The sequence below is a fragment of the Ruegeria sp. CDSA246 genome, from assembly GCF_059611225.1.
In genome coordinates this window covers 1-26527 of the sequence record NZ_JBXWPD010000014.1, presented here as the reverse complement: position 1 = coordinate 26527, position 26527 = coordinate 1, and the positions used below count along the sequence as shown (strand labels likewise).

The following is a 26527-nucleotide window of genomic DNA, read 5'->3' as shown; positions in this document are numbered from 1 at the left end:
AGATGAACCAACACACAAACCCAGACCGCGAGGCGCGCAATATCCTGATCGCCAATGATCGCGGCGGTTACACGATCCCAACCGAAGGGCTGTACCCATACCAATGGAACTGGGACAGCGCGATTACTGCGCTTGGATTTGCCCAGTTCGACCTTGACCGCGCCTGGGCTGAGATCGAGACGCTGTTTGCCGGACAATGGGACAACGGCATGGTGCCGCACATCCTGTTCCACCAGCAAGACGAGGGGTATTTTCCCGGCCCGGATGTCTGGGGCTGCAACGGTCCAATCCCCTCCTCGGGCATTATCCAACCACCCATTGCGGCCACGATGGCGCGCAAAATCTGGGAACAGGATACTTCGTTTGGAGACGCGCGGATGAAGGCGCTATTCCCCAAGATGCTAGCTTGGCACCACTGGATCATGAAATGGCGATTGGATGAATTCGGGGCTGTTTGCACAACACACCCTTGGGAAGCGGGTCGCGACAACGCGCCTGACTGGGACAACTCTATGGCGCGCATGGATGCGTCAGATGTGGGAGACTATCAACGCCGCGATACCAGCCATGTAAACAGCGAGGACCGCCCGACAAAGTTCGACTATGACCGATACATCAAGCTGGTACAGATCGGTCGAAATGCTGGGTGGGATCAGCAGGAACTGCTGTCGCTGAACCCGTTCCGGGTGGCCGATCCGACGATGACATTCACCACATTACGGGCCGCGCGGGACTTGTTGGTGATCAGTGAGCAGCTTGATCTGGCAGCTGAAGGCTTAAGCGCGGATATCGAAATACTGGAAGTTGGTGCTCGCTCACTTTGGAACGAAGAGCTGGGCAGCTTTGACGCGCGCGACGCACATACCGGCGAGATGGCAGGCAGCGTATCGAATGCGTCTTACTTGTGCTGGTATGCCGGTATTGAATCAGGCAAGATGCTGAAACGGTTGAAAACCACGCTGGAAACCGTGCCCTATCCGGTTCCAAGCTATGATCCAGAAATGCCGAAATTCGACTCGCGCCGCTATTGGCGCGGGCCCACTTGGGCCTTCATGAACATGATGATTGGCTTCGGGTTGCAGGATCTGGGTCACACCGAGCAAGCAGATCAGTTGCGCAAAAAAACCGGAGATCTGATCTCGGGCTTCGGTTTCGCAGAATACTTCGATCCAATAACCGGGAGCCCGGCTGGCGGTAAGGCGTTCTCTTGGACGGCAGCGGTTTGGCTTCACTGGGCAGGGAGGGCCTGATGGGTAGCATCGAACTAAAATCAGTCGAAAAATGGTTCGGCTCGGCCCAGGTCATCAAAGGCGTGGACCTCAAGATCGAGGAGGGCGAGTTCATCGTCTTCGTCGGCCCATCGGGCTGCGGTAAATCCACTTTGTTGCGCATGATCGGCGGGCTCGAGGATATCTCGCGCGGGTCGCTGCAGATCAATGACAGCGATGTCACGGATCACCCGCCCTCAAAGCGCGGCCTGACGATGGTGTTCCAATCCTACGCGCTGTATCCACATCTGACAGTCGCCGAGAACATGGGGTTCTCTTTGAAGGTTGCCGGTGTTCCCAAGGCGGAAATCACCGAACAGGTCAACCGCGCAGCAGAGGTTCTCAAGCTTGGACCGTTCCTGGAACGCAGACCAAAAGACCTTTCTGGTGGTCAGCGGCAACGGGTGGCTATCGGCCGATCCATCGTCCGCGATCCCACCGCTTTCCTGTTTGACGAGCCGCTTTCCAACCTTGACGCCGCCCTGCGAGTCGAGATGAGGTATGAGATCGCCAAGCTGCACCAAAGCCTCAAGCGCACGATGATCTACGTGACGCACGACCAGGTCGAAGCGATGACATTGGCCGACCGCATCGTGGTTTTAGAATACGGCAAGATCGCTCAGGTCGGTACGCCGCGAGAACTCTATGAACGCCCTGCGAACCTGTTCGTGGCCCAGTTTATCGGAAGTCCAAAGATGAATATCCTGCCCTGCACGACCGACGGTGACAGTTTCCAACTTGAGCACGGCCGCAGTGGCCCGTTTTCACGATCTGCAGCCGCCACAAAGCTTGGCATCCGCCCCGAACACATTCAGGTGGGTGCTGCGGGCGAAGGTCAAACTGACGGCGTCATCGAGGTGATCGAATACCTGGGTGCAGATACTTTCCTGATTGTGGATTGTGGAGGCGAAGACAAGGCCACAGTCCGTCTGAACGGCGATACGGACCTTACACCGGGCACCCAGATTGGTCTGCACTTCCCAACCGACAATCTGCATTTTTTTGATAAAGACGGGCAGGCTCTGGGGCTTGGATAGCTGAACGCACCGGTACCTATTACACATTCTTGGCCTTTGACGCTCGAGAACACAGGGAGTGCACAGCCGAACCTGAAGAACTGAAGCCGAAGCCACCCCTTTCAAAGCGGGTTGCTGTTGTCAGCCCAAATCGAGGGACCTACTCGGATGTCGGTGTTGCGGGTTCTTCGAAGATCCGAGCGAGGCCGCGTCAGAAGAAGAGGCCGAAAAGCTGAGCCAAGACCCTGATTGGTCCTGTCACAATATTATTGGCAAGCCCTGTTCTTAACGTTGGAGATGGGTCAATTCTCAATCACGCACAAGGTGGCCGCCATCGACATCCAGAATTGAGCCACTTAAAAACCCGTTTGTCATAGCCATGACCACGGCTTGTGCAATACTCTCTGCCTGGCCGACCCGTCCTACGGGCAGGCGGTCACCTGTCTGTGCATACATGACTTCACGTGCATCTTCCGCCATTGCGGCGTAGGCTTCGGTTGCGACCATGCCGGGGCTGATGCAATTGACCCGCGCCCGACCAGCCAACTCCAGCGCCAGCCCTTTCGCCAGGGCTTCGACCGCCGCGTTAACTGCGCCCAAGCCCGTGGCCCCGGCGGATGGGCGGCGGCTGAGCACGCCCGAAAAGAACGTGATGGAGCCGCCTTTGACCAACATGGGCAACACTTCTCGCGCGGCAACATATCTGGCGCGGTGAAGTGATGGTTCGTTGGTCCGCAGATGCGGGGCCCACTCAACTAAAGGTCGCTTCACATATCGCCCATTCAGGGACGTTCGCGGTTTGTTGTTCAGGAGTGTTCATCTATAGGTTGCGTGCGCTTCGATTATTGGCAGATACCCGCGCTGCCTTCCAAGATTTCTGCCTTATGCCCACAACCAGATTTTAAGTTAAATTGACCCAAGCCGCATTCCTTGAAGAACTTTGCACGCATGCAGCCACAAATTTAACACCATTGAGTCCGTCATGAACTGTTGGATAAACAACCGACACGTCAGGTGAAATCCCATTTCGGAAGGCTTGGATCGCCTCTGCTGCCTCTCCATAGATATTCGCGAACCCCTCAAGGTATCCCTCGGGATGTCCCGGAGGAACTCTACTCAACCGATTGGCTGCGTCACCAGCTCCAGCTCCATTTCGGGTGATCAAACGCTTGGGTTTGTTGTATGGCGTGAACCAAAGATAATTGGGATCTTCCTGAGACCACTCAAACCCACCTTTTTCGCCGTAGACGCGCAAACGAAGTGCGTTTTCATTGCCGGGAGCCACCTGAGAAGACCACAGCATACCACGCGCTCCGCCTTCAAAGCGAAGCAAGACGTGCGCGTTATCATCGACTTTGCGCCCCGGCACAAAGGCCTGCAAGTCCGCCGCGAGGCTTTCCGCTTTCAGCCCGGTTACAAAGCAAGCGAGGTTGTAAGCATGAGTTCCGATGTCACCGGTTGAACCACCCGCGCCCGAGCGTTCTGGATCGGTTCGCCACTCAGCCTGTTTGAAATCCTGCTGCTCGGTCAGCCAGTCCTGCGGGTACTCAACCTGAACAACGCGGATCTTGCCAATATCTCCGTTAGCGACCATTTCACGTGCCTGCCGAACCAGCGGATAGCCCGTGTAATTGTGGGTCAAAATGAATAAAGCATTCGCGCTTTCTGCTGCTTTGACCAGTTTCTTTGCGTCGGCAAGGGTCGAGGTGAGTGGCTTGTCACAAATTACATGAATACCGCGTTTCAGGAACTCACGTGCGGCTGCATAGTGAACGTGATTTGGCGTGACGATTGAGACCGCCTCGATCCCAGATTTCAACCGGGCTTCCCTGATCGCCATTTGTTTGAAGTCTTCATAGACCCGTTCGAGCCCTAATGCATGACCACTTTCAAGAGATTTCTCTGGCGTCGAAGACAAAGCACCGGCAACCAAATCAAACTTGTCGTCCAATCGCGCCGCTATTCGATGAACGCCGCCTATGAAGGCGTCGTTCCCGCCGCCAACCATGCCAAGTCGAATGCGGCCGGAAGTTTCTTCATTGCGTCCTGTGACCATCACTCAATCCCCAGCATTTTACGATTGGCTGCTTCGTCTGCCCCACCATCAGCGAAATCATCAAAGGCTTTCTCGGTCACACGGATAATGTGATCTGACACAAACTGAGCGCCTTCACGCGCTCCATCCTCGGGGTGTTTGAGACAGCATTCCCATTCGACCACAGCCCAGCCATCAAAGTCATTCGCGGCCATTTTTGAGAAGACCGCCCCGAAATCTACCTGGCCATCACCAAGCGACCGGAAGCGCCCGGCACGATCGACCCAGCTTTGATACCCGGAATAAACACCCTGGCGGCCGGTCGGGTTAAACTCGGCATCTTTGACATGGAACATCCGGATCCGATCTTTGTAGATGTCGATATTGTCCAGATAGTCGAGGCATTGCAGCACGTAGTGCGACGGGTCGTACAACATGCAAGCGCGTGGGTGATTTCCTGTCCGTTCGAGAAACATCTCGTACGTCACGCCGTCGTGGAGGTCCTCACCTGGGTGAATTTCATAACAGACGTCAACGCCGCATTCCTCGGCGTGATCCAGTATTGGCACCCAACGATGAGCAAGCTCCTCAAATGCCGTTTCGATCAAGCCTGCAGGGCGCTGCGGCCAAGGATAGACATAAGGCCATGCCAATGCGCCTGAGAATGTCGCATGCGCTGAAATACCCAAGTTTTTCGAAGCAGATAGCGCTTTTTTGACTTGGTCTACCGCCCATTCTTGCCGGGCTTTCGGGTTTCCCCTGACGCTTTCGGCTGCAAAACCATCAAACGCGCTGTCATAGGCCGGGTGAACGGCCACAAGTTGGCCCTGAAGGTGGGTTGAAAGTTCAGTGACTTCGATGCCATTTTCCTTGGCTATGCCTTTAAAATCATCGCAATAACTGGCGCTGGACGAGGCTTGTTCCAGATCGAACAACCGGCCGTCCCAACTAGGAACCTGAACGCCCTTGTATCCACAGTCCGCCGCCCATTTAGTGATCGCGTCCCACGAATTGAACGGCGCTTCGTCCCCCGCGAATTGCGCAAGAAACAAAGCTGGACCTTTAATTTTTTTCATAAAATTTCCTCCCCAAAACCTAAGCCTCTATGGCGGTAAATTTTCCTTCAGATAGATGTCGATACGGATACGTTCCTGTGCTTTGTTGAACGGAACCTTGTCCGAAGTTGCGCGCAATAGACGGACGGCAGAGCGAACAATGTGCCCGGTGTCTTGCGAGATTAAGGCGTCAAATGTGCCAAGCCTAAGCGCCTCACGACTGAGCGGAGTAAGCTCATGAGCTATGATCACCAGATCTTTGCTGAGTTTGTTCTCTGAAAGAAATTGAATGAGGCCCGCATTGCCCGCTGCTGACGAGTATATTCCGACCAGATCCGGATAGGTTTCAAAGATTTCGGGCATCATCCTGTAAATCAGATCCGGGTCATCCCGGCCCTCGACAGACGCTACGACTTTGAGGTGCGGAAATTCCTCAGCCACAACAAGGTCAAAGCCTTGACGACGCTCCAGGTGGTCACGCGCCAAACGGGATCCTGTAAGAACCAAGACCTTGCCTTCGCGATGGACAAATCTTCCCATCAGCTGAGCTGCGGTTCGTCCTGCCGAAACGTTATCAATTCCGACAAAGTGGTCTCGCTCAGAACTTGGCAAGTCAGACACCAAGGCAACAACCGGAACGCCTTTTTCCCTGAGCCTTTTTACAGCGTCGCGGACAGAAGGGGTCTCGGGCCCGAAAACGGCGACTCCGTCAACGTCCAAACTGTCGACAGCATCCAAAATATTGACGATATCTTGCGGCTCGAACGGAGCGACGTTCTTTACTGCAATGCGCGTCCGTTGGATAAATTGGTCACGTGTTTGTTCAGCGATCTGACTGCTTATTGCCTCCACAAACTCGTTGTCCGTGTCTGGTAAAACAAAGAGGAAATTGTAGACGCGGTTTCGCGCCAGGTTGGCTGCGGCGGTGTCGCGCACATACCCCAGCTCATCAATCGCCTTCTGTACTTTCTGTACAGTCACTGCTCGCACGCCGGGGCGCCTGTTCAAGACCCGATCAACGGTCGCCAGGCTGACACCCGCCACGCGAGCGATGTCATTGACGGTTGGCTTTTTCACCAATTTTAGTTTTTGTTTTTGATCTTCCACGTGTTCCTCAGCCCTCAATCTCCCGTGCTAAGCCTTCAAACAACAATGCAACAGCTTCAGCGCCGGGATCGTTATGTCCAACTAGGTTTTCTTCGGGAACATAGGCCGCGCGGCCCGCCTTCGCACGGCGAATATTTGCGGTGTTGTTCGCGCCTTCGCGGGCAGCCTCGGCTGCATGCGTCAGACTAGATGGTAGTGCGGCAAGTGCTGGTGCCAGTGCGTCAATCATTGTCCTGTCACCGACCTTGGCACCCCCAACCTGGCTGACGCGATTCAGGCCTACGACCAAAGACTTCGGTATCGAAGCCCCGCTCGCACAGGCATCGCCAGCTGCGTTGAAGAAAATTGCGAGTATAACGCCGGAAGAACCACCCATTGTCTGGCTCAACTCATTGCCTAGTGCCGGAAACAGTTGCGTCAGATCAGCAAGCGGCATGCGGTCAAGGCTACCTTGCAATGCTCTTGCGGCAGTGGCGAGTGTGCTTCCCGTATCGCCATCTCCGGATTTCGCGTCCAACTCGTTCAGGTTCTTCTCTGCGTTGATGAGAAGTTCAGACAAACGAGCGATCGTTTCCCTTGTGGCAGGGTTGTTCGAAGGAATTGGATCGATCGGGGTCAGGCCATCAGGCAAGGGCGCTACTTTTATCGGGTCGATGGAATTGACGCCGGGCCAAGCCGCCAGATCAACAGGAGCCTCGAGTGCCGATAAATCGTCCCGATCTACAGGCAGAATGGAAACAGAAAACCCGTGCATATCCAGCGATGTCATCATTGGTGCCGGGCCGATGATATGGAGGGCGATACTTGTTTCAGACAGGGCATGCGTGAGGACAGCCATTTCTAGCGGTGTTGTGGACCCAAGGTTGTTGACCAGCGCCACACGATCCCCGGATCCCATCCTTTGCTTTAGCTTCTCCACCACTGTGGACATGGCCGATACGGCATTCGAGAATTCGACTTGCTGTACACCGGGTTCACCGTGGATGCCCAAGCCAAGCTCTGCTTTGCCGGGCGCAATCCTGTCCTCTTTCGGAGACCCAGGAACGGTACAGGTGTCCAGGCTCATACCGATGCTGACGACCTTGGCTATGATGCGTCTTGCTGCGGCGGTGACGGTGTCGAGATCAGCACCACTTTCGGCAAGCGCTCCGGCTATTTTGTGCACGAACAATGTACCTGCCACGCCACGTGGTTGCGGAAGGTCGGGCAGGGCGATGTCATCATCAACTACGACCATCTCTACTTTGCGGCCCAACGCACGGGCGCGTTCGGCCGCCAGTCCAAAGTTCAATCGATCACCGGTGTAATTTTTGACAATAAGCAGGCACCCAGCCTCGCCCGTAACCGCAAGAATGCCAGCCAAAACCGCCTCGACCGATGGCGAGGCGAACACTTCTCCGCAGATTGCTGCCGTGAGCATTCCGGCGCCGACAAACCCTGCGTGGGCAGGTTCGTGACCAGACCCGCCGCCGGAAACCAAGGCGACTTTCGACTTTTCCCAATCCGACCTGTAGACAACCTTGATGTGCGGGTATCCATCCAATCGGGTAAGCCGTCCTCCTGATGACGCGAGAAGACCGTCTATGGCCTCTGTCACCAGTGTTTCTTTTGTGTTGAGGAACTGGGCCATGCTTTTGCTCCTTAATTCACTCGCGCGCCGGACGCGTCAAAATACAACGGGTTGTGTGGGCGGATTTTTATAAGTTTTCCAGATGGATAGTCCTGATGGACCTCAATCAAGGTCACTACCATGTGACCGTTTAAGTCCAGGTGCAGTCGTGTTTGATCCCCCAGGTGTTCGGCACGTATCACACGCGCTTCGCTGCCTTCGCCTTCGATGATGTTTTCTGGGCGAAGACCAATCTGCGGGCCTTTGTGGTCGCCTCTGAACAACTCGGACGGCAGGATGTTGATCCGTGGCAGACCCAACCGGCTGGCGACATATACACTGCCGGGGTCTTCATAAATGTCCCGGGGTGTCCCGTATTGAACCAACTTGCCGTTTTCCAAAACGCCGATATGGGTCGCCATTGTCATCGCTTCGACCTGATCATGGGTCACGTAGAGCAAGGTCGATCCCAGATCTGCCTGAATTCTTTTCAATTCGACCCGCAAATCCGCCCGAAGCTTGGCGTCCAAAGAACTGAGGGGTTCATCCATCAGAAATATCTGGGGGTCACGCACCAGCGCCCGCCCAATTGACACCCGCTGCATTTCGCCGCCGGACAGTTCTGTGGCTTTGTTGTCCAGCTTGTGTGGGATCTGGAGGATCTCCGAGACTTCGTTGACTTTCCTGGCGATCTCATCCTCTGGCGTCTTCAGGATCGGCGAACGCAAAGGGAAAGACAGGTTTTCACGCACTGTCATATGCGGGTACAGCGAGTATTGCTGGAAGACCATCGCCACATCGCGCTGGGCAGGTGTATCTATTCCAACGTCACGCCCGCCAATGCGCACTGTTCCTGAATCCAGTTTCTCAAGTCCGGATATCAATCTCAGTGTTGTTGTTTTTCCCGCGCCGGTCGGGCCCAACAACACCACAAAGGCACCGTTGGGGATCGTCATTGAGATATCATCCACCGCTTTAAGATTGCCGAATGACTTTGAGATACTCTCCAAAACGACTTCAGCCATTGCTCAGCACCTCGTCGTTCAGAGCGGACCTCAACGCGCGTCCGGTAGATTTTTCAAAAAGGGTTACTGCGGGTGAGCGGAACTCCAATCCCACGGTCTCGCCAGGGCTAACGACTTCGCGTGCATCAATCCGGGCTTTCAGCTCACCGTTCGGGCTTTGCAATGTCACTATCTGGGTGGTTCCCAAATATTCTGCGGCCAGGACCTTGGCCCGGTAGGCGCTTGCATCCGATAGAAAAACATGCTCGGGGCGGACACCAAAAACCAAGTCACCTTCAGCCCCTTCCATCAGTTTGGGAACAGGTTCGTCATGCCCGTTCAGGCCAACCATTTCAGTGCCAGGTTCGACCTTTCCCTGAAATGGCAAGAAGTTCATCGAAGGAGACCCGATAAAGTTAGCTACAAACATCGTAGCGGGTTTGTCGTAAATCTCCTGAGGCGTGCCGAATTGCTCGATCACAGCATTGTTCATCACTACGATTTTGTCGCCCATTTGCATGGCTTCCAACTGGTCATGTGTAACGTAAACAGTGGTCGCACCCATACGGTCATGAAGCGCGCGCAGTTCTTCGGCCATGTGTTCACGAAACTCTGCATCAAGTGCACCAAGAGGTTCGTCCATCATGAATGCCTTGGGGTCACGAACAATCGCGCGACCGAGCGCTACGCGCTGCCGATCGCCGCCTGAAAGTCCACCTACAGGGCTATCGAGTATGTCGTTTATCCCTAGAATTCCCGCGACTTCCTCGATTTTAGAATGTACGGCGGCGCGCGGCATACCCTGTGATATCAGAGGGTAGCTGATATTCTTACGCACATTCATGTGTGGATACAGCGCGAACATCTGGAACACGAAGGCAATGTCTCGCTCTGAGGGTGGCCGCTGGCTGATTTCTTCACCGTCCAGGTAGATTTCACCCGACGTTGGAAGTTCCAAGCCCGCGATCATCCGCAGTGTCGTCGTCTTTCCGCAACCGGATGGCCCCAGCAGCATGAAGAACTCACCATCCTCAATCGTGAACGAGCTTTCGCGTACAGCCGTGAAATCGCCGAACATCTTTTTTACGTTTTTGACTATGATCTGGGCCATTTCTACTCCGGGAAGTGGCTGACGATGATGAACATAACGGTTCCGATCAGCGTTACGATGAAAGAGTAGGTGAAAGCCCAAAGGACAAAGGGCTGCATCAGCATGAAGACACCCAGTGCGATAAGGATGGTTGCGACCATTTCCCATGGGCCACGGCGAAGCCGCATCAATCCGGTAAGAAACTCGCTCATTTGCGTACGGCTCCGAATGTGATCCCACGCAGCAGGTGTTTGCGCATCAGGATGGTGAAAATCATAACCGGGATCAGGAAGATCGTTGCTCCAGCTGCCACGGCAGGCCAGTCCAGACCGCCGATACCGATAATGGTTGGGATGAATGGCGGCGCGGTCTGCGCATTTGCTGAGGTAAGCAGTACGGCAAATGCATATTCATTCCATGCGAAGATGAGGCAGAAGATAGCTGTCGAGGCTATGCCGGTCGCGGCTTGTGGCAGCACCACTTTGTAAAATGCCTGAAAGCGTGTGTAGCCATCTATGAGAGCGGCTTCTTCGTACTCTCTTGGGATTTCGTCGATGAATCCTTTCAGCAACCACACTGCCAGAGAGATGTTCACGCCCGTGTACAGCAGGATCATTCCTAAGTGCGTATCGCTGAGCCCAAGATTTCTGAACATCAGGAAGATAGGAATAGCGACCGCCACCGGAGGCATCATCCTCGTACTGAGGATAAAGAACAGAAGGTCATCCTTGAGCGGGACCTTGAACCTACTGAAGGCATAGGCCGCCAAAGTGCCAAGAAAAATACTCAGGAACGTTGATCCAAACCCGATGATGACCGAGTTCATAAAGCGCTCACCGAACTTGGATGGTCCAACGATCACCATGTCATATTGGCGTACGATCTCATCGGCCCAATTCTGCGGTGGGTTGGCTTCCAGAAACTCCTGCGTTTGTCGCGTGCGTGTGGTGAAAAGGTTGACATAGCCTTCTAGCGTCGGGTCAAAAACCACCTTGGGTGGATAGCTGATCGCATCGGCTGGCGATTTGAAGCCAGTCAGCAAGATCCACACCAACGGGATCATCGTGATCAGCGCATAAGTGATGACCAAGAAGCCTGCGATCCACTTGGACCGGTTCGAAGGTTCGGTGACGGAAAAGCTGCTCATCTCTGTTTCACCTTGTTCAGGGCTTTTACGTAGATCGACGCAAGGCCGAACACGGTGACGAAAAGGATGATCGCATAGGCCGAGGCATAGCCCGTACGCCACTTCTCAAACGCCTCCCGCTTGAGATTGATTGAGGTGAGTTCCGTTACAGAACCCGGCCCTCCGCCGGTGAGCTGAACCACTAAGTCGAACATCTTAAAGTTCTCGATCCCACGAAACAGCACCGCGAGCATCAGAAATGGCAACACCATCGGGATAGTAATCGTGAGGAACTGCCGCAGCTTGCTGGCCCGGTCGATCTCGGCAGCCTCGTAGATATAGTCGGGAATGCTGCGCAACCCGGCCAGACAGATCAGCATCACGAAGGGCGTCCACATCCAGGTGTCAACGATAACGATCGCCCACGGGGCCAGGGTCACTGAGCCAAGCATCTCAAAGCTCGAGGGTTCTTTGCCGGTGAACCACGACACGATGTAGTTGAACAGGCCGATCTGTGGCTGATACAGGAACTTCCAGAAGTTCCCGACAACGGCCGGGGACAGCATCATCGGCAATACGATAATCGTGGTCCAAAGGTCGTTGCCCTTAAACTTCTTGTTGATCAGCCACGCCAAAGTGAACCCGATCAGAACCTGAAAGAAGATCGTCCAGAATAGAAAATGCGCCGTCGCCTGCATGTTCAGCCAGGTGTCTGAGTCGGTCAGGATACGCTCGTAATTCCTGAGCCCGACATCTTTGACTTCACGCCCAATCCGGTTGGCCTTGTAGTTGGTAAAGCTAAGTTTGATGGTCCAGATCAACGGGAAGATATTGATCGCCAGCAGTAGAAATATCGTTGGGGAGATGAATATCCAGGCGATCGCGCGGTCGGATAACCCCCGAATTTTTCGCGCAACTCGCTTGGGCGTTGCCTGCGCAACGCGATCTACGGTCCTGTCAGACATCTCTTTGCCAGTTCTTGTTGGTTTACGACTCACGGGAGAAGGTGGAGCGGGTTCGCACCCGCTCCTGCCTGCGTCCGGGTTACAGCTTGCCTTCGTCTTCGAAGACTTCCGTCCAATCTTCGATCAAAAGATCAAGCGCTTCTTGAGCTGTCCCTTGGTCGGCAACCACGTAGTCGTGGATGCGTTTCTGCATTGCCAACAGGAGTTCCGCATAGGCAGGCTCTTGCCAGAAATCCTGCACCCCACCCATTGCTTCTAGGAAATCACCGGCAAACGGTTGGCTGTCCACGAAACCAGGATCTCCAAGCACCGAGTTATGTGCCGAGTAACCGCCAAGTTCCCACCATTTGGCCTGAACTTCCGGCTGCGCGAACCACTTTATGTACTCAAGCGCGGCGTCCTGTTTGTCAGAGTAGCTGACAACAGAAATACCTTGTCCGCCCAGTGTCGAGCCTGCCTGATTTTGTGGTGGGTTCACGAAGAAGTCGATCTTGTCACCACCGGTATTGGGATCGGCATAAAGACCCGGGAAGAACGCGAACCAGTTCATAGCCATGGCGACCTGACCGGATTTAAATGCATCCAAGCTCTCACCCATGTAAGAGTTCGTGTATCCCGGAGGCGTCGCCGTTTTGTAGAACTCTTTATAGAACTCCAGAGCCTCAACCGCTTCCGGTGAGTTTACAGCACCTTCCATATCATATGATCCAGGAGTGTTTTCGTATTTGAAACCCCACGGATACAGGGCCCCAGTGACACCCATGGTGATCCCTTCCGAGCCGCGCTCGGTAAAGATTGCAGCCCCATACACAGTCTTGCCGTCGATTTCACGACCTTGGAAGAACTGTGCGATCTGCAACAACTCTTTCTGAGACTGAGGCTCGCGTAGGTCCTGACCAGTCGCTTCTTTGTACGCGGCTTGGATTTCAGGGTTTTCGAACCAATCCTTGCGGTAGAACCAACCATTCGCATCGCCCATCGCGGGAAGCGCGTAGTAATTTGGTGTACCCTTGGGCCAGGTCGAATAAGCGTAAACTGTTGCAGGTGCGAAATCGTCCATGCTTATGCTTTCAGCATCGAAGAAGTCGTTCAGCTGGACATAGTGGCCATTCTCAGCGCCACCGCCGATCCATTGGCTGTCACCAATCAGCAGGTCGCAGAGCTTACCGCCGGAGTTCAGTTCGTTCAGCATCCTGTCCGCAAAATTTGGCCAAGGAACAAATTCGAAATTCATTGTGTGGCCGGATTCTGCTTCGAATTCCTTTGATAGTTCGACAAGCGCGTTGGCCGGGTCCCATGCCGCCCAACATAGTGTCAGATCTTCAGCATTTGCCTTGGTAGAAAGAGTAGTAGCGGCAAGGACTATTGCGCTGACCGAAGCCAGTTTTGTGTAAGTCATCCATTCCTCCCTTTTTTCGCCGTCAATCGAGGATGTGCGAATCGCGGCATACCTCCAAGGCTATTTGAGGTACGCACCTCAAGTCCAGAAAATTTTGAGGTTCGTACCTCATAAACCCGAAAGAGATCGCCAATTTTGTCTCTTAGTCATTGATTCCTAAAGAAATTATTCTTTGGGCTTGATGCGCATGTATTTTCGGCAGCGAGGTATTGTATGGTCATATCGACTTAAATGGGCGCAGCCGTCATGCGGCCAACAGGTTCAGCGAACCCGCTTCTGAAGCGCTCAAAGATTACTTGGTCGACGCCTTTGAGCACTCGAGATAACTTCAAATAGCGTGGACAACTCGGGACCGTGCATAACTCTTTGTGGTCAGGTGCAGACGTATGAACAATCTCTCCATCGTCCGATTGAACCGCTACCCAATAAAAGGCTTGAGTTCCGAGCCTATGCGAACAGTGGCGCTGCGAGCAGGAGGGGGCATTCCGGGCGATCGCCTGTTCGGATTTGCTCGCTACAACTCCGGTTTCGACATGCAGAACCCAATGCCACTGCCGAAAGATCGTTTTGTCGTTTTGTTGAACGAGGCTGCACTGGCAGGCATTCAGACCGGTTTTGAAATTGAGTCCCAGGCACTTGAGATCAATGCGAATGGAAAGACACGACGCTTTGACATGCGAGAGTCTGAAGATAGGAGGAGTGCGGCAGAGTACCTTTCTTCAGAGATCGATTTAAAAGATCCAGAGCTGCCAAAGTTTGTCTCCTCTGCTCCTCATAGGTTTACAGATGTATCTGTCGTATCAACGCAAATGATGAACGCGATATCCGTTTTGAATCTGACCTCTGTGAAAAAGTTGGGCGAACTACTGAACGCGGAAATCCACCCGGCGCGCTTCCGAGCGAATATTGAGATAGACGGTTTACCTTCGTTTGCTGAGCTGGATGCAGTTGGATCAGTTTTAAGATTTGGCGATGTCGAGTTGAAGATACTCTCACGCACGAAAAGGTGTGCAGCAACTGAAGTGAACCCGAAAACGGCCGAGCGCGACTTGAATATACCCTACCTTATTCGGAAATTGATGGGCCATATGGATATGGGCGTTTATGTCGAAGTGGTTAATGGTGGAACGCTAACGGTCGGTCAAACTGGGGAAATACTCGCTTAAACCTTGCCTCCTGGCAAAGTGGTTTTTCTAAGAGGTTTGAGCCATATTCGGTCAAACGATTAAACTCAACTCTTGCTCTGTCTTTCTTTTGGCTATCCTGGGTATCGAAGGTTGTCGCGTTCGTGCTTTCTGATCCAGATACGATTGGAGGGCACTCCTTTGACGGAGCCTTGACAAGATCCCTGTTTCAAATAATTTTAATCATTAAAATATATAGGCGGGTGGTGCTCAATGTATCTGGGCTTAGATTTGGGAACGTCAGGTCTCCGCGGGATTCTGGTAGATGACACAGGACACGTTGTCGGTGATGCCGAAGTCAGCATTTCCACTTCGACGCCTAAGCCTGGCTGGTCTGAGCAGGATCCTTTGGATTGGACCAACGCTTGCGAAGAGGTTGTTGGGAAGCTTCGCATTGGCAACCAGCAAGCATTCTCAAAATTGCGAGGTATTGGCCTAAGCGGACACATGCACGGCGCTACACTACTGGATCATGATGGCGAAGTATTGAGGCCCTGTATTCTTTGGAACGATACTCGGTCAGCCGACGAAGCGGGGACACTAGATCAAACACCAGAGATGCGCGCAATATCGGGAAACATCGTATTCCCGGGGTTTACGGCGCCGAAACTCGAATGGTTGCGTGCGAATGAGCCGGATGTGTTCTCAAAGGTCGGCAAGGTATTGCTGCCGAAAGATTATTTGCGGTTTTGGCTGGCTGGCGAATATGTTTCAGACATGTCTGACGGCGCAGGAACATCCTGGCTGGACGTTGACACTCGGCAGTGGTCAGAAAAGGCGCTAGCCATAGGTCACATGCGTGTCGAGCAGATGCCGCGCTTGGTCGAAGGCAGTGATCCGGGTGGAGAGTTGAAGACCCGATTGAGGCAGGAGTGGGGGCTTTCGAATCCGGTTGTCGTGGCTGGAGGTGCTGGCGACAATGCTGCCGCTGCCTGCGGGATCGGGAGCATCAACGACGGCACCGGTTTTGTCTCACTCGGAACGTCTGGCGTATTGCTTGTTGCGCGGGAAGCCTATGCTCCTGATCCGGAAACAGCCGTGCACTGTTTTTGTCATGCGGTTCCTGATCGGTGGATACAAATGGGTGTTATGCTTTCAGCAACGAACAGCATGAACTGGCTTGCTCGCAATCTGGGCGAACCCGTGGAAAGACTCGCTTCAGCTATGCCTGAAAAACTGAATGGACCTACAGCGATCACCTTCCTGCCATATCTGTCAGGAGAACGGACGCCGCATAACAATAGCCATATTCGAGGCGCGTTTTTGGGCGTGGACATCTCGTCGGAACCAGCTGAGTTGACCCAGTCCGTAATGGAGGGTGTTTCCTTTGGAATGAGAGATTGCCTAGAAGCACTGAAGAGCACCGGAACCCAGCCAAATAGCCTTATGGCAGTGGGGGGAGGAGCACGATCTCGGTTCTGGCTGGAAACCTTGGCTACTGTTTTGCAAGTTCCACTGGATTTGCCAAAAGGCAGCGAATTCGGTGCCGCTTTGGGCGCTGCGCGCCTCGCGATATGTGCTGCCAACGGCGCTGAGCCGGCGCAAGTCATGACACCGCCGGATATTCAGGAACGCATCGAACCACGCGGCGATCTGATTGACGTCTACGAAAATGAATACCGGAGATATAAGCAATTCTATGAGGCGCTTGCGCCGCTGGCGGTAAGATGAAACCAGAAACGGGTAAGCCCCATCAGATTGAAACTGCTATTCTTACCGATGGAAGTATGCGTGTTTCGGTCCTGAACTATGGGGCAATCACGCAGGGTTGGTGGTACAAGGACGTCCCGCTCATCCTTGGGTTCGAGGACCCAAATGAGTATCTCACCGATACGCGTTACCTGGGCGCAATTGTAGGGCGTGTTGCCAACCGGATCAGCGGCGCGACGTTTGACTTGGATGGCGCCAGTTTTGAGCTGAACGCCAACGAGGGCAAAAACACACTTCATGGCGGGGACGATGGGCTGTCTAAACAGTTTTGGGAACTCGAACCGATTGCACAGAACGAAGTCTTTCTGAGCTATGTTTCTCGCGACGGTGAGGGCGGCTTTCCGGGTGAGATCAGGTTCGAGGTCAGGATATGCCTGCTGGGTCCACGCTTGGTATATTCAATAGCTGCACAACCTGACCGGCCGACGCCAATAAGCATTGCGCAACACAATTTCTACACTTTGGGCGCCTCGGAAGGCGTAGATCGGCACAAGCTTAGACTCGCTTCAAATCGGTATCTGAAAATCGACGATCAGGGTATCCCGTCGGGCAGGGTGCTTGCGACCACCGACAAAGCGTTGGATTTTTCAAAGCCCAAAACGATTGGCAGTGCTCCCGAAGGGATCGATCATTATTTTTGCTTTGATCATGATCGCGGCCCAAAGGCTCCGGTGGCGGAACTCACTTCACCTTCTGGCCTTGCGTTGACAGTCTACTCTGACCAACCGGGAGCACAGGTGTATTCGGGCTATGAGCTGACAAAACTGCGGCGCACTTCGCGTGGTGTGTGTATCGAGCCATCGGGTTACCCCAACGCACCGAATATCTCGTCGTTTCCTTCAATCATCTATACTCCGGAGTATCCGTATCGGCAGGAACTTATTCTAGAAGTTTCTGAGGAATGACATGAGAGCAGTTTCGCTATTCTTGATTATCGGCTCAACAATCTCAGCGGTGGGTGGTGCGCGTGCCCAATCGCTTGGTTCTCTGCCGGAGTTCCTCGAACCCGACTTTGCAAGTGCTGAGCTGGGGCGTTTGCTGTTCTATGACCCGATCTTGTCTGGCAACAGGAATATCAGCTGCGCGACCTGTCATCATCCCAGGCTTGGCACGTCCGACGGTGTTTCCCTTGGTATAGGGGAAGGGGGAATTGGGTTGGGTCCAGAGCGGACATTGGACCCAGGGAATACCCCGGAACAACGTATTCCTCGAAACTCACCAGGGCTTTGGAACCTCGGGGCCACTGAGTTCACGACGTTTTTCCATGATGGGCGACTAGAGGCAGACCCAACGCAACCTGATGGTATCAGAACACCGTTGGGTACTCATATGCGGTCTGGTTTCAATTCAGCGCTGGCCGCACAGGCCATGTTCCCGGTTTTGTCGCCAGACGAAATGGCGGGTCACTATTCTGAGAATGATGTGAGCAAGTCGGTTCGCCTTGGCTTTCTTACACAGCAAGGCGGTGCGTGGGATCTGATTGCAGAACGTGTTGCGGCCATTCCAGAGTACGAGCAGAGGTTTGAGGATATAGCGCCGGATGATGGAGTTACGTTCACGGCAATTGCCAACGTAATCGCAGACTTCATCGCGTTCGAGTGGCGCGCGGATAACAGCCTCTTCGATCGTGCGATGCGAGGTGAGGCTGAATTGTCAGAAGAGGCCGAAATTGGCATGGGCCTGTTCTATGGAAAGGCTGGCTGCAGCAACTGCCATTCGGGCTGGTTTCAGACGGATCACAAGTTTCATTCGATCGCAATGCCGCAGATCGGCCCGGGAAAGGCGGCGCGATTTGAAAACCATGTCAGGGACGACGGGCGTCTTCGCGTGACCGGTGATCCCGACGACGCGTTTGCTTTCCGCACGCCATCTTTGCGTAACGTGACACTGACAGCTCCTTACGGACACAACGGAGCTTTTGCCGAACTTGAGGACATCGTACGGCATCATCTGGACGCGGTTTCGTCGTTGGAAAACTACTCGATCGAGTTGGCCGCATTGCCGGACTTCCCGGGCCCCAAAGATCAAAGGGCAATGTCGGACCATCAGCACGTGGAGGCGATTGCCCAAAGCAACGGCTTGTCGAAAATAAGCCTGACGGATCAGGAAATCGACGCTCTTCTCAGATTTCTGGCAAGCCTTGAAGACCCGGCAGAGCGGCTAGGTGTGCCCGACCAAGTTCCAAGCGGGTTGCCGGTCGACAAGTAATCAGCGGTAAAGACGTATGATTTGGTTGGGCTGATAGTCCAACCACTCGCCTTTCGATCCATCCGGCCAGATCATACGAACCTGCACCTGGTCCTCACTCCCAAGTCCAAAATGCTGAAACCCAGCGATACCACCAGCGTGACCGCCGCCGATTGTGAGCTCGCGGGTCTGAACGCCCAGCGAGGTTTTGACTTCAATAAATCCACCAATTGCTGATTGATTGGATTGATCCTGAGTGACATCAATCAATAGCCAGTTGCCACCCTGAGAAGAGTTCTGGCTGACTTCGAGCTCAGAACCTCGGTTGACGACAACAAGATCCAACTGACCGTCATTGTTTAGGTCGGCAAGGGCCGCGCCGCGTGATTTAGTCATCGAAGCGATGCCGGCATCTGCTGCAGCTTCAATAAACTGACCGTCGGAGTTCTGTAGTAGTAGGTTATTGGGGTCGTTCAGAGCCGCATCGGGCATCTGTTCTACGTTTCCCTTGGCCACGAATATATCGTCCCGGCCGTCGTTGTTGACGTCGCCAAACTGTGCGTGCCACCCGGTGGATGGCCTTCCGTCTCCGCCGATATGCGGTCTATGAGCGGTCGTACCCTTTTCGTAAGTTGCATCGCGCCAGGTCGGGCCGTTTGTCACTGGGTCAAAAATCTGGAGTTTCTGGTCACCCATAGAGGTCAGATAAACTTCGGGAAATCCATCTCCTGTAAGGTCCCGAGAGGCGATCCCCATTCCCCAGATCGAAAATGGAAGCCAGCCTTCGCCTTCTGAGTATTGCCGAGGCTCAGGTTCCATCGCCCATAACTGCTCGTGACCGCCGCGAACATAGTAGTGGCGGTCGTTGCTGACGCGAAGATCTGCGCGGCCAGTTCGGGCCCAGTCCGAAAACAAAATGGAAAGTGAGCAGTAGCCGGGCTCAAGATGCAGCGGCTCACGATACGAGTCGCCTTCTGGACGGTACAAAAGGGTTGGGCCGCAGGATTCAAAGGGACCTTCGGGATCAAACCGATCAACATAGGTGCCAAACGCCAAGGTCGGTAAAGCTTGCCCGCTTTCCCATGTTGCCGAGAACCCTGTGGTCCAGTGATCCTCGGACTGAAACCCGAGTTCAGTAAAAGGGCTGAATTGGCAGTCGGGATGGCCCCGAAGAAGCAGGTCTGGGCCAACACGCAAAATCGCCAGATCTACTAACCCGTCGCTATCAAAGTCGAGAGGGTAGGCGCCGGTCACACCGGCCAGCGAAAGATCTTCAGGCGTCTTTGCCTGAAATGCTATCTGTTCCTTCGAGGTATTGATGAACAGTTGAGATCGGTTGGAACCGCCAGCCAAAAAGAGTTCTGGCAGCGAGTCCCCATTGCAATCGAAAACGGCCACACCACCGCCGACAAAATGCTCCCACCCGCCATCATAGACATGTTTTGGTACTTCCACATTTGTAAACTGGGGAATAACAGCGCCCGCATTCGCAACTGTGCCCAGAGTCGCAAATATCGCAAACTCAAGACGCATTCGACGTCAGCTCCTTGACCTTGAGAATTGAGATTTGTTCAATTCCATAGGCTGCCGCCCCCTTGGCCCACATCATGTCACCCCAGTGATGAACTTTGATCTGGGGTAAAGGTGCATCGACATTCACAACGCCGCTTTGAATGCGGGTCATAACTTCGTTGGAACACAAATGCTCAAAGCTCATTTGTGCCCCCGAGACGATAATGCACTCTGGGTCATACAAGTTGATCAGGTTGGAAATCCCGAGGCCAAACATCTGACCTGCGCGGGCAAGCACCGACGAAGCTCTGGCGTCACCCGAGTTGGCGCGGTCATGAATGTCGGAAATGGAGTCCATGTCGTTGGTATGACCAGTTACCGTCATCTCGCGGATCAAAGCATAGTCGCCCACATAGGCTTCTAGACACCCGCGTTGCCCGCATTGGCATAGGGCCCCGTCAAGTTGAACTTTGGTGTGCCCAAACTCAGCGCCGCAACCTCGTTCTCCGCGGTATAGTTTGCCGTCCAATACGATGCCAAGGCCAACACCGTGCTCGATCGTAACAACGAGGAAGTTCTTTAAACCCTTGCCCAAGCCAAAAAGCTGTTCGGCCTTGGCGACAAGATTGGCGTCGTTGTCGACGAATGCGGGGCAGGGCAGCGCATTTGAAAGCAAGTGGCTAAAATCAATGTTTCTCTTAGTAATCGAAGAAGACCAGTGCACAAAATTCTTGTTTGCATCGACCAGTCCAGCCACCCCGATAGAAACACCTGCCAAATGAGCGACAGAACGATCGATCTGATTGCAGGTTTCTTCAAGAGCTTCGCGGATCGCCGATACAAATTCTTGCGGCGACATCCTGGCGTGATCCAAAGCATATTTATGGGATGCGACTTCGTTTCCTTCAAAGTCGACCAAGATAACCGAGATCACTTGCCGAGCCACCTTGAGACCGGCTACAAGATACATCTGGCCGTCCAATTGCAGCAATACTCTGGGTCTGCCTCTCTTCCCCGACTTGGACTGTGCCTGGCTTTCAATCTCTTTGACTAGCCCGGCCGAGATGAGATCAGCCGTGGCAGCGGTGACGGTCGCAGGGCTGGTTTGCAAGGCGGATGCAATATCGATCCGCGAGACGGACCCTTTGGCTCTGATGTGCTCCAATACCCGCAGGCGGGTCGTATTTCTTTGTTCCAAAGAAACCGGAGAGGCTTTGCTTTTCAGCATCTTGTCCTCGCGAATCTTGCTGTTGGTCCAATCTATTTGAATTTGCCTGCCTCTTGTAGAGTAAATATTTTACTGGCTGAAATAAATATGGTATTCAAATTTGTGAGAGCCGCGAATCGAAATGCGATGGCTCGGCAAATGGGAGGAAATCATGAAGAGAATTCTCAGCTTTTCGGCTGTGGCCACTTTGTTGGCTTCGACCGCATTCGCAGAGCCAGTAATTGGCGTAAGCTGGTCGAACTTTCAGGAAGAGCGTTGGAAAACGGATGAGGCGGCTATTAAATCGGCGCTTGAAGCAGGGGGTGCCGAGTACATCTCGGCGGACGCGCAATCGTCTTCCGCAAAGCAGCTATCGGACATCGAAAGCCTGATCGCCCAAGGTGTAGACGCGCTTATTATTTTGGCCCAAGACGCGCAAGCAATCGGACCGGCTGTTCAGGCTGCGGCTGACGAAGGTATTCCGGTCATTGCTTATGATCGCCTGATTGAGGATGACCGTGCGTTCTATCTGACTTTCGACAATGTGGAAGTCGGCAGAATGCAGGCTCGGGCTGTCTTTGAGGCCATGCCCAAAGGCAACTACGTGATGATCAAGGGCTCTCCTACTGATCCGAACGCAGATTTCTTGCGGGGTGGACAGCAGGAAATTATCGGAGCAGCAGTGGACAGCGGTGACATCGTAATCGTTGGTGAAGCCTATACCGATGGCTGGTTGCCCGCGAACGCCCAGCGGAACATGGAACAAATCCTGACCGCGAACGAGAACAACGTGGATGCAGTCGTTGCGTCGAATGACGGTACTGCAGGCGGTGTTGTTGCTGCGCTGACCGCGCAGGGCATGGAAGGCATTCCGGTTTCCGGTCAGGACGGCGACCACGCAGCATTGAACCGTGTCGCATTGGGAACTCAGACGGTTTCGGTTTGGAAGGATGCTCGCGAACTTGGAAAGGCCGCTGGCGAAATTGCTGTTGCGTTGAGCGGTGGGACAAGCCCTACTGATGTCGAAGGTGCAGTGAGCTGGACGTCACCAGGTGGAACCGAGATGAACTCGGTTTTCCTAGCGCCTGTTCCAATCACTAAGGGCAACTTGTCCGTGGTTGTTGATGCCGGATGGATCCCGCTGGAAGATCTTTGCCAGGGCGTTGAAAACGGACCTGCCCCTTGTAACTAAATCACTCAGCCCTAGGCCTCTTAGTCTGGGCCTGGGGCAAATGCTGAATATGAAAGATCGGAAATGACCGAAACTTCGTCTCAGCCGATACCTGAAAAAGCGAAACCCAGCCTGTTCCAGCAACTGGAACTGGATATGCGGCTTTTAGGAATGATCGGCGCATTTGTCATCCTGTGTATCGGGTTCAACATCTTCACGGACGGACGGTTCTTGACGCCTCGGAACCTGTTCAACCTCTCCATCCAGACGGTTTCAGTGGCCATTATGGCGTGCGGAATGGTGTTCATTATCGTCACTCGCCACATCGACTTGTCGGTAGGAGCGCTGCTGGCAACAACCTCGGCTGTGATGGCTATGACGCAAACCGAGCTTTTGCCGCAAATACTTGGGATGGGTTTGAACAATCCGGCAACCTGGGCGATCACAATTGTTGTTGGCCTGTTTGTCGGCACACTGATTGGTGCGTTTCATGGCTGGATGGTCGGCTATCTGACGATACCAGCCTTCATCGTCACGCTTGGTGGATTTCTGGTGTGGAGAAACGTGGCGTGGTATCTGACCAGCGGCCAGACGATTGGTCCTCTGGATAGTACATTCCTGATGTTTGGCGGGACCAACGGAACACTGGGCACGTCGACAAGCTGGCTGTTTGGGTTGTTCGCCACCGCGATCGCGATCTGGGCGTTGTGGAGTGGTCGCCGCGCAAAAGCGTCACATGGTTTCCCGGTAAAACCTGTTTGGGCCGAGGCCACTCTGGCCGGGATAATCGCAATTGCTATCCTTGGGTACGTTTACATCGTAAACAGCTACGCCATTCCGACGCGCCGGCTGCAACGTATGTTCGAAGCGCGCGGCGAGACAATGCCAGAGGAGCTGGTTGTAGGATACGGCATACCGATTTCTGTCCTCATTCTGATTATCGTGGCCGTCACGCTGACAATTGTGGCGCGAAAAACCCGGTTTGGACGCTACATCTTTGCCACCGGCGGAAACCCGGATGCGGCAGAGCTTTCTGGCATCAATACTCGGCTGCTGACCGTGAAGATTTTTGCGCTTATGGGCTTCCTGTGCGCCGTTTCTGCTGTGGTCGCCTCGGCGCGTCTGGCAAACCACTCAAACGACATTGGCACGCTGGACGAACTGCGCGTCATCGCCGCTGCAGTGATCGGAGGAACCGCATTGTCCGGCGGCATCGGCACTATCTATGGCGCGATCCTTGGCGCATTGATCATGCAGGCGCTGCAATCGGGCATGGCAATGGTTGGCGTTGACGCGCCGTTTCAGAACATCGTGGTCGGCAGCGTCCTCGTGTTGGCTGTCTATATCGACATCGTTTATCGCAAACGACTGGGGGCAAAATGATGCAAGCACAGGATATGCAGAAAAAACCTTCCGGCACCGGGCGCGGTTCAGGCGCGCCGCCGTTGGTCGAGATGCGCGATATCTCGATTTCCTTTGGTGGGGTCAAGGCCGTCGACCATGTGTCGGTCGATCTCTATCCGGGTGAAGTCGTTGGTCTACTTGGCCATAACGGGGCCGGAAAGTCCACGTTGATCAAAGTATTGTCCGGTGCCTATCAGATGGATCACGGCGAGATCCTGATCGATGGCAAGCCGGTCGAGATTGGCAATCCCCGTGACGCCCGGGCAAACAATATCGAAACGATATATCAGACGCTCGCCTTGGCCGACAATCTGGACGCGACATCAAACCTGTTCCTGGGGCGCGAGATGACGACGCCTTTTGGTTTGGTCAACGACGCAGCCATGGAGGCCGAGTGCCGAAAAATCATGGCGCAGCTCAACCCGAACTTTCAGAAGTTCAATGATCCGGTTTCCGCCTTGTCAGGGGGGCAAAGACAATCAGTGGCGATCGCTCGGGCTGTCTACTTCAACGCACGTATTTTGATCATGGATGAGCCGACAGCAGCGCTTGGGCCGCATGAAACTCAGATGGTGGCGGATTTGATCCACCAGCTAAAGGCGCAAGGCATTGGGATATTCCTGATCGATCATGACGTGCATGCCGTCATGGAACTGTGCGACCGCGCATCGGTCATGAAGAACGGAAAACTGGTTGGCACGGTCGATATCGCAGACGTCACTGATGACGACCTTTTGTCGATGATCATTCTCGGCAAACAGCCAACGCAAAAAGCAGAATAGGGTCAGGTATGACAAGCGGATTTTTCAATGGGATCGAACGGATCCAATATGAGGGCGTGGATAGTCAAAACCCAATGGCCTTCCGGCATTACAACCCCGATGAAGTGATTTTGGGTAAACGCATGGAAGACCATCTGAGGTTTGCAGTGGCCTGGTGGCATTCCTTTGCATGGGAAGGGGGGGATCCCTTTGGAGGACCCACCCTGGAGCGCCCATGGCATCCGCAGGACGACATGGGACGGGCCCGCATGAAGGCCGATATCGCTTTCGAGATGTTTGAACTTTTGGGTCAACCCTATTTTTGCTGGCACGACGCTGACATCCGTCCCGAGCAAGGCAACTTTGCTGAAAACCTCAATGCCTTGGAAGAGATCACCAATTACATCGGTGAAAAGATGCAGGTTTCAGGCACCAAGCTTCTTTGGGGTACGGCCAATATGTTTAGCCATCGTCGCTGGATGTCCGGCGCCAGTACTAATCCAGACCCTGACGTTTTTGCATACGCCGCAGCGACAGTAAAATCCTGTATCGACGCGACCCACAAGCTTGGCGGCGAAAACTATGTTCTTTGGGGCGGACGTGAAGGCTATGAGACCCTGCTGAACACGGATCTGAAAACCGAACTGGACCACATGGGCCGATTTTTAAACATGGTCGTAGAGTACAAGCACAAGATCGGGTTCAAAGGTACAATTCTTGTAGAACCGAAACCTCAGGAGCCTTCCAAGCACCAATACGACTATGACGCAGCTACTTGCATCGGATTTCTCAGGAAGTACGGGTTGGAGAACGAAGTGAAACTGAATCTCGAGCAGGGCCATGCGATTCTTGCTGGGCATAGCTTTGAGCATGAAATTGCGGTCGCGGCCGCAGAAGGGATGCTGGGTTCGATTGATATGAACCGCAACGACTATCAGTCTGGATGGGATACAGACCAATTCCCGAACAATACACCGGAAGTTGCCCTAGCTTACTATTACATCTTGAAGGCCGGTGGTTTTACCACCGGTGGCACTAATTTCGACGCCAAAATTCGCCGACAATCGATTGACGCCGTCGATCTGGTGGCGGCTCATATCGGTGGAATGGACATATGCGCGCGCGGTTTGAAAGCAGCGGCTGCAATGATTGAAGATGGAGGTTTGGAAAACGCGCTTTCGCAACGGTATTCCGGTTGGAAATCTCCAAAAGCGGAGTCCATGTTAAGCAGCAGCCTGGATGAAATTTTCGCTCGCGTTTTAAGTGACGGAATAAACCCAGAGCCGCAATCTGGACGCCAGGAAATACTAGAGAATTATTTGAACAGATTTGTTTAACTGCCAAACTTAGGTATTTTCCGCTGTTGTCAAAAGTCACGCCAAGCCGCCCTCGGTTCTGAGGACGCGAGGGGAGGTTTTGTTCATAGCCCGTCCATAAAGACAAATCCTTTCCTTGATCTGGTCAAACGGCCGCAATTCTTTTTGGGTCACAAATGCTTGACGTTTGGGTCAGAAATGAATGACGTGATTGACCGATTTAATGAGGTTTTGGCCGTCGATTGAGTCAAATATCAGTGACGTTCCACATTTACTATTGAACGTCACACGAACCTGACCCAACCGTCACAGTTGGACCAGAAACGGGGTGAACGTTCGACATCGGAAGGCACCCCCGATGTTGGACATCAATTGATTTTGGCCTCTGCGTCTTAAACTGA

General features: G+C 53.7%; 23 protein-coding genes. 10 read left to right on the top strand and 13 right to left on the bottom strand.

Features of this window, described 5'->3' with window-relative positions; all coding sequences use genetic code 11:
* Window positions 1–2: 2 nt before the first annotated feature.
* Complete coding sequence (locus tag AC2FI9_RS17345) at window positions 3–1250, top strand: MGH1-like glycoside hydrolase domain-containing protein (RefSeq protein ID WP_496769369.1); 1248 nt, start codon at window positions 3–5, stop codon at window positions 1248–1250.
* Entirely contained in the window at window positions 1250–2305 is a 1056-nt protein-coding gene (locus tag AC2FI9_RS17340; RefSeq protein ID WP_496769367.1) for an ABC transporter ATP-binding protein, read from the top strand. Before AC2FI9_RS17345 ends, AC2FI9_RS17340 begins: the two co-directional genes overlap by 1 nt.
* 288 nt (window positions 2306–2593) lie before the next feature.
* Here AC2FI9_RS17340 and AC2FI9_RS17335 read toward each other — a convergent pair whose 3' ends face one another.
* From AC2FI9_RS17335 to AC2FI9_RS17285, 11 genes are all read right to left on the bottom strand, one after another.
* Window positions 2594–3055 (bottom strand): SDR family oxidoreductase, encoded by a 462-nt coding sequence (locus AC2FI9_RS17335; protein ID WP_496769365.1) that lies wholly within the window; start codon window positions 3053–3055, stop codon window positions 2594–2596.
* Window positions 3056–3185: 130 nt separating this feature from the next.
* On the bottom strand, window positions 3186–4340 hold the full coding sequence (locus AC2FI9_RS17330) for a Gfo/Idh/MocA family protein (RefSeq protein WP_496769363.1): 1155 nt from the start codon (window positions 4338–4340) through the stop codon (window positions 3186–3188).
* Window positions 4340–5395, bottom strand: a complete 1056-nt coding sequence (locus tag AC2FI9_RS17325; RefSeq protein WP_496769361.1) for a sugar phosphate isomerase/epimerase family protein — start codon at window positions 5393–5395, stop codon at window positions 4340–4342. Before AC2FI9_RS17325 ends, AC2FI9_RS17330 begins: the two co-directional genes overlap by 1 nt.
* A gap of 27 nt (window positions 5396–5422) precedes the next feature.
* The gene (locus AC2FI9_RS17320; protein ID WP_496725589.1) at window positions 5423–6451 is read right to left on the bottom strand and encodes a LacI family DNA-binding transcriptional regulator; all 1029 of its coding nucleotides are present in this window, start codon (window positions 6449–6451) and stop codon (window positions 5423–5425) included.
* A 37-nt stretch (window positions 6452–6488) separates the two neighbouring features.
* Window positions 6489–8111, bottom strand: coding sequence for a dihydroxyacetone kinase subunit DhaK (locus AC2FI9_RS17315; RefSeq protein ID WP_496769359.1), 1623 nt, complete (start codon window positions 8109–8111; stop codon window positions 6489–6491).
* 11 nt (window positions 8112–8122) lie between these two features.
* A complete protein-coding gene (locus tag AC2FI9_RS17310; protein ID WP_496769358.1) occupies window positions 8123–9115 on the bottom strand; it encodes an ABC transporter ATP-binding protein in 993 nt (330 codons plus the stop codon).
* Window positions 9108–10205, bottom strand: coding sequence for an ABC transporter ATP-binding protein (locus AC2FI9_RS17305; protein ID WP_496769356.1), 1098 nt, complete (start codon window positions 10203–10205; stop codon window positions 9108–9110). Before AC2FI9_RS17305 ends, AC2FI9_RS17310 begins: the two co-directional genes overlap by 8 nt.
* 2 nt (window positions 10206–10207) lie before the next feature.
* Window positions 10208–10396, bottom strand: a complete 189-nt coding sequence (locus AC2FI9_RS17300; protein ID WP_058274732.1) for a hypothetical protein — start codon at window positions 10394–10396, stop codon at window positions 10208–10210.
* A complete protein-coding gene (locus tag AC2FI9_RS17295) occupies window positions 10393–11331 on the bottom strand; it encodes a carbohydrate ABC transporter permease (RefSeq protein ID WP_010442361.1) in 939 nt (312 codons plus the stop codon). The genes AC2FI9_RS17300 and AC2FI9_RS17295 overlap by 4 nt, the downstream gene beginning before the upstream one ends.
* Window positions 11328–12275, bottom strand: coding sequence for a carbohydrate ABC transporter permease (locus AC2FI9_RS17290; protein ID WP_496769354.1), 948 nt, complete (start codon window positions 12273–12275; stop codon window positions 11328–11330). Before AC2FI9_RS17290 ends, AC2FI9_RS17295 begins: the two co-directional genes overlap by 4 nt.
* Before the next feature lie 79 nt (window positions 12276–12354).
* Window positions 12355–13674 carry an ABC transporter substrate-binding protein gene (locus tag AC2FI9_RS17285; protein ID WP_496769352.1) on the bottom strand — a complete coding sequence of 440 codons (1320 nt, stop codon included), beginning with the start codon at window positions 13672–13674 and terminating at the stop codon, window positions 12355–12357.
* A gap of 386 nt (window positions 13675–14060) precedes the next feature.
* Between AC2FI9_RS17285 and AC2FI9_RS17280 the strand changes: the two genes are divergently transcribed.
* The 4 genes from AC2FI9_RS17280 to AC2FI9_RS17265 all read left to right on the top strand — a co-directional run bounded on the left by AC2FI9_RS17280 (window position 14061) and on the right by AC2FI9_RS17265 (window position 18776).
* The gene (locus tag AC2FI9_RS17280) at window positions 14061–14840 is read left to right on the top strand and encodes an MOSC domain-containing protein (protein WP_496769350.1); all 780 of its coding nucleotides are present in this window, start codon (window positions 14061–14063) and stop codon (window positions 14838–14840) included.
* Window positions 14841–15071: 231 nt separating this feature from the next.
* Window positions 15072–16529 (top strand): xylulokinase, encoded by a 1458-nt coding sequence (gene xylB, locus AC2FI9_RS17275; protein ID WP_282120642.1) that lies wholly within the window; start codon window positions 15072–15074, stop codon window positions 16527–16529.
* Window positions 16526–17473 carry an aldose epimerase family protein gene (locus AC2FI9_RS17270; RefSeq protein ID WP_282120643.1) on the top strand — a complete coding sequence of 316 codons (948 nt, stop codon included), beginning with the start codon at window positions 16526–16528 and terminating at the stop codon, window positions 17471–17473. Before xylB ends, AC2FI9_RS17270 begins: the two co-directional genes overlap by 4 nt.
* 1 nt (window position 17474) lies before the next feature.
* Window positions 17475–18776, top strand: a complete 1302-nt coding sequence (locus AC2FI9_RS17265; RefSeq protein ID WP_496769347.1) for a cytochrome-c peroxidase — start codon at window positions 17475–17477, stop codon at window positions 18774–18776.
* Here AC2FI9_RS17265 and AC2FI9_RS17260 read toward each other — a convergent pair whose 3' ends face one another.
* Together AC2FI9_RS17260 and AC2FI9_RS17255 are read right to left on the bottom strand one after the other, a co-directional pair.
* The gene (locus tag AC2FI9_RS17260; protein ID WP_496769345.1) at window positions 18777–20288 is read right to left on the bottom strand and encodes a CRTAC1 family protein; all 1512 of its coding nucleotides are present in this window, start codon (window positions 20286–20288) and stop codon (window positions 18777–18779) included.
* Window positions 20278–21495, bottom strand: a complete 1218-nt coding sequence (locus AC2FI9_RS17255) for an ROK family protein (protein ID WP_496769343.1) — start codon at window positions 21493–21495, stop codon at window positions 20278–20280. The genes AC2FI9_RS17260 and AC2FI9_RS17255 overlap by 11 nt, the downstream gene beginning before the upstream one ends.
* A gap of 151 nt (window positions 21496–21646) precedes the next feature.
* On the opposite strand from AC2FI9_RS17255, the gene xylF reads away from it, so the two are divergent.
* From xylF to xylA, 4 genes are all read left to right on the top strand, one after another.
* Window positions 21647–22666, top strand: coding sequence for a D-xylose ABC transporter substrate-binding protein (xylF, locus tag AC2FI9_RS17250; RefSeq protein WP_496769341.1), 1020 nt, complete (start codon window positions 21647–21649; stop codon window positions 22664–22666).
* Between the two features lie 63 nt (window positions 22667–22729).
* Window positions 22730–24028 (top strand): sugar ABC transporter permease, encoded by a 1299-nt coding sequence (locus tag AC2FI9_RS17245; protein ID WP_496769339.1) that lies wholly within the window; start codon window positions 22730–22732, stop codon window positions 24026–24028.
* Complete coding sequence (locus AC2FI9_RS17240; protein WP_496738333.1) at window positions 24028–24831, top strand: ATP-binding cassette domain-containing protein; 804 nt, start codon at window positions 24028–24030, stop codon at window positions 24829–24831. Before AC2FI9_RS17245 ends, AC2FI9_RS17240 begins: the two co-directional genes overlap by 1 nt.
* 8 nt (window positions 24832–24839) lie before the next feature.
* The gene (xylA, locus tag AC2FI9_RS17235) at window positions 24840–26147 is read left to right on the top strand and encodes a xylose isomerase (RefSeq protein WP_496769336.1); all 1308 of its coding nucleotides are present in this window, start codon (window positions 24840–24842) and stop codon (window positions 26145–26147) included.
* Window positions 26148–26527 lie beyond the last annotated feature (380 nt).